Raw genomic sequence first — 14,732 nt, forward strand, 5'->3', positions numbered from 1 at the left:
CATTATTCCTTTGCCGCAGTTGCCACACCTGGGCCGCTGCCATTGATGGCCGATTGCAATTCAGTTTGGGCGATCCAGAAATCGCGCTGGGTCTCGATGGCGCTGTTCACGCTGGCAACCTGCTCGCGCGCGTCGGCCAGCAGCTCGAAGACGCTGGCCAGCATGCCGTTGTAACGCAGCAATACTTCATGCGAGATCGTCTTGCGCAGCGGCACAACCTCATCGCGGTAGTGGCGCGCCAGGTCGTAGGCCGTGCGGTAGCTCGAATACGCCTCGCGCACCTCCGAGCGGGCCCGCACCGCCGTGCCCGCCGTGCGCTGCAGCGACTGCTCGTACAAGGCTTGCGCCTTGGCGTTGCGCGCGGCGCCCCAGTCGAACAGGGGCAGTTCCAGCGATACCTCATAGCCGTTTTCGCGCGGCGCCTCGCTGCTGCTCTTGTTGGTGTAGCCCACGTCGAGCACGTTGATGAATCCCGTCACCTTGGACAGGCCCAGCGCGTCCGCCGTCGCATGGACGTCGAGTTTCGCTCTTTGCACGTCGAGCCGCTGCTCCATCGCCTGCGCCTCGATATTGCCGGCCTCCGCCGCCCGGGCCGGCAAGTCTGGCAGGCGCGACGGCAAAGTAAAGCTGGTCTGCTTGCCCCACAAACCCAGCAAGCGCGTCAGGTGCTCGCGCGTGGCGCTGGCCTGGTGGCGCGCGCGGGCCAGGTCGCTGACGGCGTCCGCATAAAACACTTGCTGGCGCGCCTGGTCGAGGCGGCTCCAGTTGCCCGCCTGCCGCAGGCGCGTGGCCAGTTCGGCGCCCGCCTCGGCCGACAGCAGCGCGCGCTGCATGAATGCTTCCGTCTGCACGGCGGCCACGGCATTGAAATAGGCGCGACGCGTGTCAGCGGCCAGCTGCACGGCGCTGCTGGCCGCCTGCAGCTTGGCTTGCTCGAAACGGCCCCGCTCGATCTTCACGCGCATCGGCATGGTCAGCAGTCCCGCCAGGTCGAAGCTGACACCCCGGTCGATTTCATTGCCGTGGCTGCCGTGCGAGCGGCCGAACGACAGGCCGGGATTGCGCAAGCGCCCCGCCTGCACCAGGTCCGATTCGGACGCGCCCAGTTCGGCCAGCGCCACCTTCATGCCGCGGTTGTTCATCAGGGCGATGCGCACGGCGCTGTCGGCGTCCAGGGGCTGAGCCAGCAGGGAGGCCAGTTTTTCTTCGCCGCCCTTGTCCGTCAATGCCGCCGGGGCGCCCGTGCGGGCGTCGGCTAGCGCGGACACGGCCTGCATGCCGCCATCGGGGCTGAAGCTGGCGCAGCCGCTGAGCAGCAAGACGGCCGCCAGGGCCAGCGGCGTGAGGCAAGTTGATTTTGTGAAACGTGCCATCTCAGTGTCCTTCATGCTGGTGTTGCGGGGCGGGCTGGGCGGCCGGCTTGGCATCGGGCTTCTCCATCGGCATGGTGTGCCCGTTCATCTTGTGGCCGTCCATCTTGTGGCCGTCCATCTTGTGACCTTCCATCTTCATCATGCCCATGTGGCCGCCGGCCTTGCCGACTTTCTCGTTGACGGCGCGCCAGGTCTGGTCGGGCGTAGCGTCCTCCTCGGCGGCGGGACGGTAGCCGGCGAAGGCGGAGCGATAGGTGGGGGCCGGCACGGGCGCTTGCGCCTCTTGCGGGGCGGACGGAGGCCGGGACTGCGCGGCGGCGACCAGCGGCAGCGAGGCAAGCACAACGCCGGCGGCCAGCGCGAGGCTGAATAATTGCTTCATGGTATTCCTTGAATGACAGGGTATGGCGCGGCGGGCGCGCGACTGGAACGCTGGCGCGGCCAAAGCAACGAGCAGTGACGTGCGAAGGCGGCACCGCCAGGTTCAACGGGCGGTCAGGCGGAGCGCGTGCTTCTCGGGGGACGTTCGGGACCAGGCGGGATATGCCCGGCGAACAGGGAATCGGGCGCCAGCGCCGGGGGCGGCGCGCGCAGGGTCAAGGCGTGCACGGCAGGCATGCCCGGCGGCGCCGTGGCGCCCACCGTGCAGGCGCCATGGTTGCTGCAATCGTGGCCAGGGTGGCCGGCGCCGCCATCGTCCATGGCCATGTGCAGCGGCTGGTCCTGCATGTGGGACATGCCGGCCATGTCGCCCATGTCGTGGCACTGGGGCGCCTGCATGGCCTCGGCGGCGACCGTGACTGCTGCCGCCCGCTCATCCACGCAGCAGCTGCGCATGGCCGACGCAAAGCCCTGCAAGGGCAGCGTGACGGCAAGCAGCCAGAGCAGCGAGCGGGCGAGAAAGCGGAAAAAGGCACGGTTCATGGCAGGACTATAAACCTTCCCATATGAGGAAGGTCAAGTGCCTATTTGATCTCGCCGGCCCTGCGTCAGCCAGATAATGTAGGTGCCGTAGTAGCCCTGCCCTTCCAGGATGACCTGGCCATCGGCAAAATAGATTTTCTCCACTTTATTGACGGTAAAATACGCGCGGCCATCGGCCGCCTCCACGTCGCCCAAGCAACGGGCGCGGGGCCGGCAGTAGCCGCTGGCGCGCCCGATGGCCCACATCAGGTCGCCGATCATGAAGTCGTCAATCATTTCGGCCAGCAGCGGCCGGTGGCCCGCCAGCATGGCCGTGATGTCGGGATAGCCGGCCTGCATGAGCTCGGGCAAGTCGCTTTCCTCGTACTGCAGGTCGTCTTCGCGGCAATCCTGCACGAAACTGTTGAACGGTTCGTCGAGCAGTCCCGCCAGCGCCGCTTCCGGCACGCTCAGGCGGAACGGGTGCAGCGGCAGCACGCTGTGCTGGCCGTAATTGAGTTCGCGGCAGTCGAGCAGGGCCGGCGGGTGAGGCTGATCACCGACCTCGCAGCGGATGCCAAGTTCTTGCTCAAACGTCATCAATATTCACCGTTGCCATGCACTTTGCCCCCGTTGTACACCATCAGGGCCATATGGTAAGCGCTGTCGGGAAAACGGGACAGGCTCAGATGCAACAGAAAACAACGGATCAGTTCATCCCGCGCGGCACGCCCGTCAGGCGGGTTCCGTGATGCCCACGCAATTGCGGCCGTTTTCCTTGGCCACGTACAGGGCCGCGTCGGCGGCCAGCAGCACCGCGTCCGTGCTGCGCTCGCCGTGCGACGACGAGACCACGCCCAGCGAGACCGTGATGGCGCCCGCGCCGGGAATCACGGCGGCGGCCACCTTGGCGCGCAGGCGCTCGGCCACCTGCATGGCCACGTCCAGGTCCGCATCGGGCAGCAGCATGATGAATTCGTCGCCGCCATTGCGGCACAGCACGTCGGCATCGCGCGAACAGGCGCGCATCAGCTGCGCCAGGCGCAGGATGACGTCATCGCCCACGGCATGGCCCCAGCGGTCGTTGACTTGCTTGAAATGGTCGATATCGATGGCGATGACGGAAAACGGCCGCGCCTGCGCCTGCCAGGCGTCCAGCGCCGCCGCCATGCCGCGCCGGTTCGACAGGCCCGTCAGCGGGTCCGTCTCCACGTCCGTCTTCAGCTTGCCGATCTTGTTCTGCAACAACGCCAGCCCCTTCAACAGGGCTTTCTTGATCTGCGCCGCTTCCACATACCACGAGCGGATGGCGGCGATGTGTTCGGCCGTGCCGGGCGCGTCCATGCGCCGCGCCCCTTCGGCCAGCTGCACCAGGGGCCGCGAAATCAGGCTGGCCAGCCACCAGATGAATGGCAGGCTCAGCAAGGCGATCGGCAGGGAATGCCATACCGTGTCGGCCATCAGCTGGTTCAGCGGGGCCAGGGTCATGGCCGTGGGCCGCTGCGCCACGATGCCCCAGCCCGTCGACGGCATGACGGCGTAGCCGGCCAGCATGTCCACGCCCAGGCTGTTGTCCATGCGCCGGTTGCCGCCGCCCCGCTGCGCGATGATGGCGTCGATCACTTCATTGCGGCCGGCCACGTCGCCCAGGCGCTCGGGGTCCGGGTGGTACAGCAAGCGCCGGTTCTGGTCGACCACGTACAGATACGAGCCGTCGCGGTAATAATGCTGGCCCAGCATGGTGTACAGGATGTTTTTCTGTTTCAGGTAGATGCTGCCGCCCACGTAGCCGAGGTAGCGGCCATCCTTGCCAAGGATGGGATGCGAGACGAAGACCACCAGGTTGCCCGCCGAGGAGACGTACGGCTGCGTGACCAGCGGGCGCCGTTCGCGCAGCGCCTGCGCGGCGCCGGCCGAATCGAGCGTGCGGTTTTTCAGTGCCAGGGTTTCCGGCGAGACGCCCAGCACCTTGCCCTGGGCATCGACGATGAGCACGGAATTGAAGCTGTTCGTCTGCAGGCGCAGGCGCTGCGCTTCTTCCGTCAGCCATTGCTCGTCGCCCATGCGCGAGGGCAGGCTGCCGGCGCTGTAGGCCAGCTGCTGGCGCGCCGACTGCAGGAAGTCCTCGGCCGTGCTGGCCAGCTTGCTCGCGTAGGCGTGGTTCGCTTCCAGGGTGGTATCGATCAGCAGCTGGCGCTGCACGCTGTAGCTGGCATAGAAGGTGTTGGCCAGCGACACCAGGGCGCTGGCAAAGGCCACGAGCACGATCAAACGGCGCAAGTTCATGCGCGGAACAGGTTTAGTCCACATGGAGTCGGCAGGAAATTGGAAAGTATTGCGCTACAGAAAGGGCGCATTATACCGAGACAGCCGTGGCAATATTGAAATCCTGGCATCCATGGTCAAAGAAACGGTACAAGCGGCAACGCTGAGCGCTGCCGCCTTGACTTGCATCAAGCGTGAATCGCGTGCTTGCGGACCCAGTCCGTGTAGCGCTGCATCCAGCCCTGGAAGAAACCGAGGCTGGCCGGGCCGATGCCGCCGTGCTCGTCGAACAGGCCGTCCTTGGCCTGGATAAACATTTCAGGCTGCCCCAGCAGCGGCACGTCCAGGTAGGCGAGCACATTGCGCAAATGCTGCTGCGCCAGGGCCGTGCCCGTGGCGCCCACGGAAACGCCCAGCACGGCACCGGGCTTGCCGCCCCACACGCTCTGGCCATACGGACGCGAGCCGTGGTCGAGGGCGTTTTTCAGCACGCCGGGGATAGAGCGGTTGTATTCGGGGGTGAGGAAGAGCAAGGCTTGCGATGCAGAAATATCGGATTTCAGGCGCAGCACCTGCTCGGCCTGCGCGCCATCGTCGTCCTGGTTGTACAGCGGCAAGTCGCCGATCTCGATATGTTTAAAGGAAAACTCGGGCGGCGCCAGCTTGATGAGGGCGTCGGCCAGCTTGCGGTTGAAGGAATCCTTGCGCAGGCTGCCGACGATGATTGCGACTTGATATTGGCTCATGAAAGTCCCCGAAAACGGTTAAAGAAAAGCCCTGGAGTGAAGCTCACACCAGGGCTATCTTGCCACACAATCATCGGGTTCGCGCGCTAGCGTGCGGACTGCGCCAGGCCTCGGTACTCGCGGTAATAACGCCCACCAAGATTGGTCAGCACCTCGTAGCCGATGGTCTTGGCCATGGCCGCCACGGCATCGACCGGGTGCTCGGCACAGATCAGGTCGACCAGGCTGCCCGGCGCGACGCGCTCCTGCGCGATGGCGCTCACGTCCAGGGTGATGGAATCCATCGAGATGGCGCCGATCTGCGGCACTTTCACGCCATCGACGATGGCCAGGCCCTGGTTGCTCATGCTGCGCAGCCAGCCATCGGCATAGCCGACGGAAACCGTGGCCACCTGGCGCGGTTCGCTGGCCGTGTAGCGGCGGCTGTAGCCCACGTGGTCGCCGGCGGCAATCGTGCGCGTCTGCATGACCTTGCCCTGCAGCCGCACCACGGAGCGCAGCGGATTCGGCTCACCGCCCTGCGGCCCGATGCCGTACAGGGCCGCGCCGGGGCGCACCAGGTCGAAGTGATAATCGGGCGACAAGAAGATGCCCGAGGAATTGGCCAGGCTGGCGCGGTATTGCGGCAAACGGGCGCGGATGGCGGTGAAACGGGCCAGCTGCTCGCCATTCATCGGGTTGGCGCGCTCGTCGGCGCAAGCCAGGTGGCTCATGACATAGCGCACCTTGATGCCATCGAGAAAGTGCGGGTCCAGCAGCCAGGCGTCGATTTCCCGCGGCGACAGGCCCATGCGCGACATGCCCGTGTCCACCTGCACGATGGCGTCCAGCGCGGTGCCCAGCGCTTGCGCATGCGCGCGCCAGCCCGCCACCTGTGGCTCGCTGTTGAGCACGGGGATCAGGCCATGGGCCGTGAATTCGCCTTCCGTGCCGACGGGCGGGCCGTGCAGCACGAAGATGGCCGCGTCCGGCGCCACGTGCGGGCGCAGGCTGATGCCCTCTTCCAGGTGGGCCACGAAGAAATGGCGGCAACCCTCTTCATACAGGGCCGCGCCCACTTGCGCGGCGCCCAGGCCATACGCGTCGGATTTCACGACGGCCGAGCAGGCGGCCGGGTGCGCCTTGTCGCGCAGCAATCGGTAGTTGGCGCGCACGGCATCAAGGTCCACCGTCAGGATGGCGCCGCTACGTTCCTTTGGAGGCATGCTTCCCGCCATCTCAGGCTCCCGCGTATTGCAGCTTGCCGCCGCGCTGCGCGCCGCTGTAGCGGCTGACGGACAGGTCGTCGGCCAGGATGGCCGGCTTTTTCGACGACATCAGGTCGGCCAGCAATTGCGCCGAACCGCAGGACATGGTCCAGCCCAGGGTGCCGTGGCCCGTGTTGAGGAACAGGTTGCGCAGCGGCGTACGGCCGACGATCGGCGTGCCGTCCGGCGTCATCGGGCGCAAGCCCGTCCAGAACGTGGCATCCATCGTGTTGCCGCCGCCGGGGAACAGGTCGTTGACGACCATTTCCAGGGTTTCGCGGCGGCGCGGGTTCAGGTTCAGGTTGTAGCCGGCGATTTCCGCCATGCCGCCCACGCGGATGCGGTCGTCGAAACGCGTCACGGCGATTTTATAGGTTTCATCGAGGATGGTCGACACGGGCGCCTTGGCCGCGTTGACGATGGGCACGGTGATCGAATAGCCTTTCAGCGGATACACGGGGATGTCGAGCAGCGGCTTCATGAAGCCCGTCGAGTAGGAACCGAGCGCCACCACATAGGAATCGGCCTTGACGATTTCCGCGCCGCATTGCACGCCGGCGATTTCGTCGCCCTGCGTCAGCAATGCATCGATCGAGACGCCATAGCGGAACTTCACGCCCAGCGCCTCGGCCATCTCGGACAGACGCGTGGTAAACAGCTGGCAATCGCCCGTTTCATCGTTGGGCAGGCGCAAGCCGCCGAACAGCTTGTCCTTGACGGCTTCCAGGGCCGGCTCAGCACGCGACAGCTCGTTGCGCTGCAGCACTTCATACGGCACGCCCGCGTCTTTCAACACTTCGATATCCTTGGCGGCGTCGTTGTATTGCTTTTCGGTGCGGAACAATTGCATCGTGCCTTGCTGGCGGCCTTCATACGTGATGCCCGCCTCGGCGCGCAGCACCTTGAAGCAGTCGCGGCTGTATTCGGCCAGGCGCACCATGCGTTCCTTGTTCACGGCGTACGCTTCCGGTGTGCAATTACGCAACATCTGCCACATCCATTTCAGCTGGGCGGCGCTGCCGTCGAGCGAGATGGCCAGCGGTGCGTGGCGCTGCATCATCCACTTCACGGCTTTCAGGGGAATGCCGGGCGCAGCCCATGGCGAAGCGTAGCCGGGCGAGATTTGCCCCGCATTCGCGAAGCTGGTTTCCAGTGCCGGGCCCGGCTGGCGGTCGATGACGGTCACCTCATGTCCTGCCTTGGCCAGATAGTAAGCACTGGTGACGCCGATGACGCCGCTACCCAGAATCACGATACGCATAGTTTCCTCATTATATTTTTTAGGCTGACGCCAGATTAACCGCTATCATATTGGGAAAGAGCCAGTATTTGTTCACGTATAAATCGAGATATTCAGCAATAAATCATGAGAATCCTTAAAGAATCGGCACGTGGCCTCGACAAGCTGGACCGCCACATCCTGCGCATCCTGCAACAGGATGGCCGCATCTCGATGAAAGACCTCGGTGAACAGGTAGGGCTATCCATCACGCCCTGCATCGAGCGGGTCAAGCGCATGGAGCGCGACGGCGTCATCACGGGCTATCACGCCAAGGTGAACCCGGCCGCGCTGGGCGCCAAGCTGCTCGTCTTTGTAGAGATTACTCTCAATCAAAAGTCGGCGTCCGCCTTCGAGCAATTCCGCCGCGAAGTGCTGCAGATTCCCGAAGTGCAGGAATGCCACCTGGTGTCGGGCGACTTCGATTACCTGATCAAGGCGCGCATCCATGAAATGGCCGAATACCGCAAGCTGCTGGGCGACATGCTGCTGCAGCTGCCCGGCGCCGCGCAATCGAAAAGCTATGTGGTGATGGAAGAAATCAAGGAAACCCTGGCGCTGTCGACCGACGTGCTGCAGAGCCGGTAAAAGTACCGCCAGCCGGCACCGACGGCATCATATGCTGCGCCTTTGTATAATCTTGTAGCACATTCGTGGCGACGCAAGCACACTCCCGGCATGACATCACGCCCGTCCCCTCTGAGATTGGAAGCAGTGATGCACACCGGGAGTCCCTATGAACACATTGATCAAACTGGCAGCTTCCTGCCTCGCGGGCCTGGCCGTGGCCATGTGCACCGCCAGTGAATACAAGGTCAACCGCGCGCCCGACAACGGCGCCATCTATCAGAACATCAAGGTGGGCAAGACCACCCGCCTCGACCTCGACGCGGCCCTCGGCAACGCCACCGTCGTCAGCTTCGATCCCGGCTATGAAGTCTGGGTCTACAAGAACCAGCTGCAAGCGCCCAAGGTGACGCGGCTGATCCCCCTGCTGGGCGAAAAAGGCACGCGCGAAGTGGCCGTCATGTTCGACCAGGCGGGTGTCGTGAAGAAATTCCGCATACACGAGCCGCGCAAGTAGGCGCACAGACAAGCCACGGGGACGCGCCCGCCGCGTCCTCTTGTTCTACACTGGCGTTTTGTACTCCGGTGCCCCCATGCAACTACCCGCAAGCCTCGCCCACATCTCGCCAGAACAAGACTGGCAACACACGACAGCATATCCACCGCTCGGTCTCACCCCGTTCGCCGAGGGCGCGCTGGGCAATGGCGACACGTTCGGCCTGTACTGGCCTATCGGCCGCGAAGCGGCGGAACCGATCGTCGTCGAAACGTGGCACGACGAATGGCGATTGCAGCCGCACTTTTCCAGCCTGGCGGCGTTTCTGTCAGCCTACGCAAGCGCGGAAGACGAGTACGTCGCCACGCCATCGCTGGCCGACGACCCCGCATCGCCGCGCGCCGCGTTCCTGGAGGCCAAGGAATTGATTGCGCAGCGCAAGCCCGAAGCGGCCATCGCGCTGCTGGAAGCGGCGCTGGCCATCGTTCCCGAATATACGGACGCGCTGGTGCTGCTGCATGGACAGTATGTGCGCGCGGGAAGAATCGGAGAAGCCGTCAAGGTGGCCATCCAGGCCATCATTTCACCACCGTCGTTTGGCGGCCCGCCATTCAAGGCCTTGCAATGGCTGCGCGCGCAGCCGGTGCCGGACGGGGAACTTGACCCCATCTGGCGCGCCTGCGGGCAATTGTCGTTCAACTTCGGCGGCAGCAAGGAAAATGCCGACTACCCCGTGCTGCTGGCCGCCATCGACACCTATGTTGAACAAGGCAAACATGTTTCCGCCTCGACCCTGATGCAGACGTATGCCGAACTGATGAGCGCGGAAACCGTCTCGTTCCAGGAACGCTACGCCTTCGAACCGGCCGCCTTCATCGCGCGGCAAATCGCCGTCAGCGCGCAGCTGCCCAACGGCAGCCGGGACACGGCGGCGCTATGGCTGCCCGGCACGGCCTGATTGCTGCCGGAACAGCTTGCGATACGCCGACGGCGACGTCTGCAAGCTGGACCGGAAATGCTGGCGCAGCGACAGGGCCGTGCCGAAGCCGGCTTCTTGCGCCACGACATCGATCGAGGCCGCACTTTTCTCCAGCAGGCTTTGCGCATGCGCCAGGCGCTGGTTCAGCAGCCATTGCTTGAACGACGTGCCCGTCGCCTGGCGGAAGTGACGCGTAAAATTGCGCCGGCTCATGGCAGCCCGTTCGGCCAGCGCATCGATGCTGTGCGCCACGCCCAGGCTGGCCGTCACGCAGGCGAGCACTTCGGCAAAACGCCCTTCGCTGCCGGACACGGGCAGCGGGCGTTCGATGAATTGCGCCTGCCCGCCCTGGCGGTGCGGCGCCACCAGCAGCCGACGCGCCACGCGGTTGGCCACCTCGGCGCCCGCCAGCTGGCGCAGCAGATACAGGCAGCAATCGAGGCCGGCCGCCACGCCCGCCGACGTGAGTATTCCGCCATCATCCACGTACAGCACCTCCCGGTCCACCTTGACCTTGGGGTAGCGGGCCGCCAGGCGGTCCGCCATGCCCCAGTGCGTGGCCGCGCTCTTGCCATCCAACAAGCCTGCCTGCGCCAGGGGAAACGCGCCCAGGCACAGGCCCACCATGCGCGCGCCGCGCCCGCTGGCCGCCCGCAGCGCCTCGACCAGGGATGGCGCCGCGTCGCGGCAATCGTCGTGCCAGGCCGGCATGATGACGATGTCGGCGCCGTCCAGTCCTTCCAGGCCGAACTCGGGCGTGATGGCGAAGCCGGCCGCCGTGCGCAAGGGCGCGGGATCGGCGGCGCACACGCGCACGTGGAAAGGCGGCAGGTCGGCCTCGTCCGTCTGGGCGCCAAACACGAGGCAAGGCACGGACAAGTGGAAAGGCGTCATGCCGTCGAAGGCGATCACGGCCACGCTCAAGGGGGAAGAAGCTGGAAAAGTAGGCATGGCCCGATTTTATCGCAGATAGGCCTTCGGGCCACTTTTTGTTTGTGCCGTGCGACTTGAAAATGACGGTATCGGGGAAGTCCTTCCTCTTTCAACCATTCAGGAGTCAAGTATGTCCACCACTACCGCACCGCGCCGCGCCCTGCTCGTCATCGACGTGCAAAACGAATACTTCACGGGCGACATGCCCATCGAATATCCGTCCGTCGACATCTCGCTGCCCAACATCGTCCAGGCCATGGCCGCCGCCCGCGCCGCCGGCGTGCCCGTCATCGTCGTCCAGCACGATGCGCCGGAAGCTTCTCCCATCTTTGCAAAAGGCAGCGACGGCTGGCAGCTGCACCCGCAAGTGGCCGCCTTTGCCGCCGACCACCGCATCAACAAGAGCATGGGCAGCGCGTTTGCGGGCACGGACCTGCGCGCCTGGTTGGAGAGCCACGGCATCGACACCCTGACGGTGATCGGCTACATGACGCACAACTGCGACGCGGCCACCATCTACCAGGCCGCGCACGACGGCTTGCAAGTCGAGTTCCTGCAGGACGCCACCGGCACGCTGCCCTACGCCAATGCGGGCGGCACGGCCAGCGCCGAGGAAATCCACCGCGTCTTCAGCAGCGTATTCCACTCGAATTTCGCCGCCGTCGTCAGCACACAGGACTGGCTCGATGCCGTACGCGCAGGCAAGCCGCTGGACAAGGACAATATCTACCTGTCGAACCAGCGCGCGCGCAAGGCGGCTGTCGCCGCCTGAGTTGGCTTCTTAAAAGCGCCGGTGCCCGTCATCGGCGTCGCAGCGGCCGCTGAACTTGATCATGCCGTCGACCGTGATCACGCCGCTGCGGCGGTTGATCACCACGGTGGGGCGGTTCAGGGCGTTCAGACGGAAACGGGCGCGGATTTCATCGTGGCCAACGATCAAATCCATCAGATCCCACCAGCCGTCGTTGCTGTCGCCATGAATCGGTGGAATCAGCTGCTTCGGCAAACGGATCTGCGCCGCGCTGCCCTGGATGCTGACGTTGACGGCCGTATCGAAACGGCTCTTGCCCGTCTCCACAGTGGATTTCTGCACATATTGATGCTTGTCATTGTCCCATTCCATGCCGGAACGATTTTCCATGACGGTTTTTTCTGCCTCGCCATAGCAGACGAGCTGGATGTCATCGCCGCGCCCGGCACGTTCGGCATGCTCATACTGGTCCGCCTGGGCGGCGAAAGCCATGGCAATCAGGAGGCTGGATACGGCTGTCATGCTGGTTCTCCAATGCAAGGTAAGGGGGATCAGGTTGCCAGATCACCAAGCTTAGCATAGGCGAAAATCCACCTGCGCCGGCTTGCGAATGGTCAATTCGCGGCGCGATCTGCTACAGTCGCGCTCACGAAAAACCTGCCGGATGCCTGACGATGCGAAGATTGACACTGACCGCCCTGCTGGCGCTGACAACGTTCCTGCTGGCCACGGCCGCCCTGGTGCTGGCGGGCCTGAACGACAAGCTGGCGCCCGCCGACGTGATCGTCGTGCCGGGCAATACGATCCTGCCCGACGGCACGCCCAGCCCCCGCCTGCAGGCGCGGCTCGACGCGGCGCTGACGCAATTCCAGGCACACCGGGCGCCGCGCATCCTCGTCAGCGGGGCGACGGGCAAGGAAGGTTTTGACGAGGCCGCGGCTATGGCCCGCTATCTGCAATCGCGCGGCGTGCCGGCCGGCGCCATCCTTGAGGATAATCAAGGCTGGACCACGGACGCCACGGCCCGCAACGCGGCGCTTCTCATGCGCGCACACGGCTGGAAGACGGCCATGGTCGCCACGCAATACTTTCACGTGCCCCGCTTCCGGCTGGCTTTGGAGCGGGCCGGCATCGCCGTCAGCGGCAACGTGCATGCGCCGTATTTCGAATTGCGCGACCTGTATTCCGTACCCAGGGAAACCGTGGGCTACCTTGTGTATTACGTGAAATCCTGAACATGAAGATACTTGCCTTTGCCGCCAGTTTTGGCCTGGTGGCCGCATGCACCGTGCCGTCGATGGCCGCCGCCGATGCGGAGCCGATCGGCGCCGCTGCAAGCCTGTACCTGTTTGGCGCGCTGATGCTGGGGGTGTGCATCGCCGCCTTTGGCGCGCTGGCGCGGCGTGTGGACGTGGCGCATGGCCACTGGCTGTCGGCCTGCGTGGGCGCGCTGTGCGGCGCGGTGCTGTATGGCAGTTTCGCGCTGGCATTTGCAACGCAATCGATCACGGCGAGCTTTGCCTATGCCGCCAGCGCCCTGTGCGCCGCAAGCGCGGCCCTGTTGCTGCCGGGCCTGCTAAAGCGTGTGGCAAGGTTTATGGCAAGGCCAGGCCAGTGAGCAGTCACTCGCTCCAGTCGCGCGAGCGCTCCACCGCGCGCTGCCATTTATGCAAGCGCGTCAGCCGTTCGTCGGCCGCCATCTTCGGCTCGAATCGGCGCCCCACCTGCCATTGGGCGGCGATTTCTTCCTGCGAGGCCCAGAAGCCCACGGCCAGGCCCGCCAGGTAGGCGGCGCCCAGGGCCGTCGTTTCCGTCACCACGGGGCGCACCACGGGCACGTTCAAGATGTCGGCCTGGAACTGCATCAGCATGTCGTTGCGTGCCGCGCCGCCATCCACGCGCAATTCCGATAGCGCAATGCCCGCGTCGTCCTGCATGGCGGACAACACATCGACGTTCTGGTAGGCCACGCCCTCCAATGCCGCGCGCGCGATGTGCGCCTTGCCCGTGCCGCGCGTGATGCCGATCAGGGTGCCCCGTGCATACGGGTCCCAGTACGGCGCGCCGAGCCCGGCGAACGCGGGCACGAAGACCAGGCCGCCCGAATCGGGCACGCTGGTGGCCAGCGCTTCCACCTCGGACGAGTCGCGGATGATGCCGATGCCGTCACGCATCCATTGCACGGCCGCGCCCGCGATGAAGGCGCTGCCTTCCAGCAGATAATCGGTTTGATCGCCGCCTTGGCCCAGGCTCCAGCCCACTGTCGTCAGCAGCCGGTTTTTCGATGGCAGCGGGCGCTTGCCCACGTTCATCAGCATGAAGCAACCCGTGCCGTAGGTATTTTTCGCCATGCCCGGCTTCAAACATGCCTGGCCGAACGTGGCCGCCTGCTGGTCGCCCGCGATGCCGGCGATCGGCACGGAGACGCCCAACAATGCCGCGTGCGTGTGCGCGGCCACGCCGCTCGATGGCACGACGTCGGGCAGCAGCGAGGCGGGAATGTCCAGCAGCGCCAGCAGGTCCGTGTCCCATTGCAGGGTGTGAATATTGAACAGCATGGTGCGCGCCGCGTTGCTCGTGTCCGTCAAGTGGGCGCCGCTCATCTTGTAGATCAGCCAGCTGTCGACCGTGCCGAAGGCCAGCTCGCCCCGCTCGGCGCGGGCGCGGGCGCCCGGCACGTTGTCGAGCAGCCATTTCAGTTTAGTGGCGGAAAAATAGGCGTCCAGCACGAGACCCGTTTTTTGCTGGATCACATCCGCCTTGCCCTGCTCGACCAGCTGCTCGCAGTAAGCGGCGTTTCTCCGGTCTTGCCAGACGATGGCATTGGCGACAGGTTCGCCCGTGGCGCGGTCCCACAGCACCGTCGTCTCGCGCTGGTTGGTCACGCCGATGGCGGCCACGTCGGATGCCGCCACGCCGCTGTCGCGCAGCACCTGCTGCAGCACGCCCTCTTGCGAGGCCCAGATTTCGCCCGCGTCATGCTCGACCCAGCCGGGCTGGGGGAAAATCTGGCGGAATTCGCGCTGCGCGCTGGCGTGCGGCCGGCCCGCATGGTCGAACAGGATGGCGCGCGAACTGGTGGTGCCCTGGTCTAAAGCAAGTATGTATTTGGTCATGGTCGCTACTACGGCTATACAGTGAAAAAAGGGCACGGACAAGCGCCCGTGCCCCGGGAAAGCGGCGGCAGAAGTCT

General features: G+C 65.0%; 17 protein-coding genes. 6 read left to right on the plus strand and 11 right to left on the minus strand.

Annotation, left to right across the window (positions count from 1 at the left end; translation table 11 throughout):
• Window positions 1-2 precede the first annotated feature (2 nt).
• The 8 genes from AC07VH_RS08410 to AC07VH_RS08445 form a co-directional block, all read right to left on the minus strand.
• A complete protein-coding gene (locus tag AC07VH_RS08410; protein ID WP_494787203.1) occupies window positions 3-1,373 on the minus strand; it encodes a TolC family protein in 1,371 nt (456 codons plus the stop codon).
• Window position 1,374: 1 nt separating this feature from the next.
• Window positions 1,375-1,755, minus strand: a complete 381-nt coding sequence (locus AC07VH_RS08415) for a hypothetical protein (RefSeq protein WP_494787204.1) — start codon at window positions 1,753-1,755, stop codon at window positions 1,375-1,377.
• Between the two features lie 113 nt (window positions 1,756-1,868).
• Window positions 1,869-2,297, minus strand: a complete 429-nt coding sequence (locus tag AC07VH_RS08420; protein ID WP_494787205.1) for a hypothetical protein — start codon at window positions 2,295-2,297, stop codon at window positions 1,869-1,871.
• Between the two features lie 33 nt (window positions 2,298-2,330).
• Window positions 2,331-2,876 (minus strand): hypothetical protein, encoded by a 546-nt coding sequence (locus AC07VH_RS08425; RefSeq protein ID WP_494787206.1) that lies wholly within the window; start codon window positions 2,874-2,876, stop codon window positions 2,331-2,333.
• A gap of 135 nt (window positions 2,877-3,011) precedes the next feature.
• Complete coding sequence (locus AC07VH_RS08430; RefSeq protein WP_475414041.1) at window positions 3,012-4,586, minus strand: diguanylate cyclase; 1,575 nt, start codon at window positions 4,584-4,586, stop codon at window positions 3,012-3,014.
• A gap of 143 nt (window positions 4,587-4,729) precedes the next feature.
• Entirely contained in the window at window positions 4,730-5,287 is a 558-nt protein-coding gene (locus AC07VH_RS08435; RefSeq protein ID WP_230540715.1) for an NADPH-dependent FMN reductase, read from the minus strand.
• Window positions 5,288-5,373: 86 nt separating this feature from the next.
• Entirely contained in the window at window positions 5,374-6,492 is a 1,119-nt protein-coding gene (gene alr / locus AC07VH_RS08440; RefSeq protein WP_475414042.1) for an alanine racemase, read from the minus strand.
• Window positions 6,493-6,505: 13 nt separating this feature from the next.
• Entirely contained in the window at window positions 6,506-7,795 is a 1,290-nt protein-coding gene (locus AC07VH_RS08445) for a D-amino acid dehydrogenase (RefSeq protein ID WP_475414043.1), read from the minus strand.
• A gap of 105 nt (window positions 7,796-7,900) precedes the next feature.
• Between AC07VH_RS08445 and AC07VH_RS08450 the strand changes: the two genes are divergently transcribed.
• The 3 genes from AC07VH_RS08450 to AC07VH_RS08460 all read left to right on the plus strand — a co-directional run bounded on the left by AC07VH_RS08450 (window position 7,901) and on the right by AC07VH_RS08460 (window position 9,834).
• Window positions 7,901-8,401, plus strand: coding sequence for an Lrp/AsnC ligand binding domain-containing protein (locus AC07VH_RS08450; protein WP_034754979.1), 501 nt, complete (start codon window positions 7,901-7,903; stop codon window positions 8,399-8,401).
• A gap of 148 nt (window positions 8,402-8,549) precedes the next feature.
• Window positions 8,550-8,897: a hypothetical protein gene (locus AC07VH_RS08455; RefSeq protein ID WP_070222194.1), complete on the plus strand. Its 348-nt coding sequence runs from the start codon at window positions 8,550-8,552 to the stop codon at window positions 8,895-8,897.
• 76 nt (window positions 8,898-8,973) lie between these two features.
• Window positions 8,974-9,834 (plus strand): tetratricopeptide repeat protein, encoded by an 861-nt coding sequence (locus tag AC07VH_RS08460; RefSeq protein WP_494787207.1) that lies wholly within the window; start codon window positions 8,974-8,976, stop codon window positions 9,832-9,834.
• Here the strand turns inward: AC07VH_RS08460 and AC07VH_RS08465 are convergent.
• Window positions 9,811-10,779: a GlxA family transcriptional regulator gene (locus tag AC07VH_RS08465; protein ID WP_494787428.1), complete on the minus strand. Its 969-nt coding sequence runs from the start codon at window positions 10,777-10,779 to the stop codon at window positions 9,811-9,813. The two genes, AC07VH_RS08460 and AC07VH_RS08465, sit on opposite strands and share 24 nt — an antisense overlap.
• A 139-nt stretch (window positions 10,780-10,918) precedes the next feature.
• Between AC07VH_RS08465 and AC07VH_RS08470 the strand changes: the two genes are divergently transcribed.
• Window positions 10,919-11,560, plus strand: a complete 642-nt coding sequence (locus tag AC07VH_RS08470) for a cysteine hydrolase family protein (RefSeq protein WP_475414046.1) — start codon at window positions 10,919-10,921, stop codon at window positions 11,558-11,560.
• Between the two features lie 9 nt (window positions 11,561-11,569).
• Here AC07VH_RS08470 and AC07VH_RS08475 read toward each other — a convergent pair whose 3' ends face one another.
• Window positions 11,570-12,061, minus strand: coding sequence for a hypothetical protein (locus tag AC07VH_RS08475; protein ID WP_494787208.1), 492 nt, complete (start codon window positions 12,059-12,061; stop codon window positions 11,570-11,572).
• Between the two features lie 152 nt (window positions 12,062-12,213).
• Between AC07VH_RS08475 and AC07VH_RS08480 the strand changes: the two genes are divergently transcribed.
• Both AC07VH_RS08480 and AC07VH_RS08485 read left to right on the plus strand, forming a co-directional pair.
• Window positions 12,214-12,774: a YdcF family protein gene (locus AC07VH_RS08480; protein WP_494787209.1), complete on the plus strand. Its 561-nt coding sequence runs from the start codon at window positions 12,214-12,216 to the stop codon at window positions 12,772-12,774.
• Window positions 12,775-12,776: 2 nt separating this feature from the next.
• Window positions 12,777-13,157, plus strand: a complete 381-nt coding sequence (locus tag AC07VH_RS08485) for a hypothetical protein (RefSeq protein ID WP_494787210.1) — start codon at window positions 12,777-12,779, stop codon at window positions 13,155-13,157.
• Window positions 13,158-13,161: 4 nt separating this feature from the next.
• On the opposite strand, the gene glpK is transcribed toward AC07VH_RS08485, so the two are convergent.
• A complete protein-coding gene (gene glpK / locus AC07VH_RS08490; protein WP_494787211.1) occupies window positions 13,162-14,655 on the minus strand; it encodes a glycerol kinase GlpK in 1,494 nt (497 codons plus the stop codon).
• Window positions 14,656-14,732 lie beyond the last annotated feature (77 nt).

Source organism: Janthinobacterium sp. GW821-FHT03C10 (genome assembly GCF_059420865.1).